The 1,177-nt window shown below is 69.2% G+C and carries 1 protein-coding gene; it reads left to right on the top strand.

The window, feature by feature from the left end:
- Positions 1–67 precede the first annotated feature (67 nt).
- A complete protein-coding gene (locus FV233_RS29505) occupies positions 68–1,171 on the top strand; it encodes an ISAs1 family transposase (protein WP_147899645.1) in 1,104 nt (367 codons plus the stop codon).
- Positions 1,172–1,177: the final 6 nt, after the last annotated feature.

Genomic DNA, 1,177 nt, shown 5'->3' with positions numbered 1-1,177 from the left:
CAGCGGGGTCTTTCGGCGAAGCGCGAACTGGATTCTTTAAGGTCTCCTGGAGCACGGGAGATCCTGCATGGGCGGTCTGGGTGTGTTTTTCGCGGCGGTTCCGGATCCTCGGTCCGGCAATGCGCGGCACGACCTGTCGGAGATCCTGTTCATCGCCTTTGCGGCCGTGCTGTGTGGCGCGGAGACCTGCGTCGACATGGCCGAGTTCGGCGCCGCCAAAGCCGATCTTCTCGGCTCGGTGCTGGCGCTCAAGCACGGCATCCCGAGCCACGACACGTTCAGCCGGCTGTTCCGGCTGCTCGATCCGGAGCCGTTCGAGGCGGCCTTCCGCCGTTTCATGGAACGCTTTGCCGAAGCCTTGTCGGGGCAGGCCGGCCTCGGCGGCCAGACCATCGCCCTCGACGGCAAGTCGCTGCGCGGGGCCGTGGATCGAGCCCGGCGCACGCAGCCCCTGCATCTGGTCACGGCCTGGTCGGCCGAGCAGCGTCTCGTCCTCGGGGTGCAGCGGGCGCCCGGCCGCAGCGAGGTCACGGCAGCCCGGGCCATCATCGCGCTTCTGGACCTCACGGCCGCCACCGTCACGGCCGATGCCCTGCACGGCAACCGAGCCACGGCCCAGGCGATCCGCGCGCGCGGCGGCGCTTATGCCCTGGTCATCAAGGGCAATCGCGGACCGCTGCATCGGGCCGCCCAGGACCTGTTCGCGACCCCCGACCCGGCCGAGGCCGCCATCACGACGGACGCCGCTCATGGCCGCCACGAGACACGCACGGCCTGGGTTCGGCCCGTGCCCGATTGGGCCGAGACCTACCGCTTCCCCGGCCTCACCGCCATGGCCCGGATCGACAGCCTGCGCCGGATCGGCGACACCACCGAGCGGCAGACCCGCTACATCGCCCTGTCGCGCACCGTCGAACCCGCCGAAGCGCTCCGCCTCGTGCGCGTCCATTGGAGCATCGAGAACAACCAGCATTGGCTGCTCGACGTGGCGCTTGCCGAAGATCGCATCCACACCCGCAACGATCGCACCGCCGAAAACCTCGCCCTCCTGCGCCGCCTCGCTCTCAACCTCCTGCGCGCCGACACCGCGAAGGGATCCATCCGCGCCAAAATCAAGCGCGCCGCATGGAACGACACATACTTGCTCAGCCTCATCAGCCAAATGCGATAGCCCTGC

It is taken from the genome of Methylobacterium sp. WL7, from assembly GCF_008040085.1.
Taxonomy (GTDB): Bacteria; Pseudomonadota; Alphaproteobacteria; order Rhizobiales; family Beijerinckiaceae; genus Methylobacterium; species Methylobacterium mesophilicum.
This window is presented reverse-complemented; position numbering and strand designations above follow the sequence as displayed.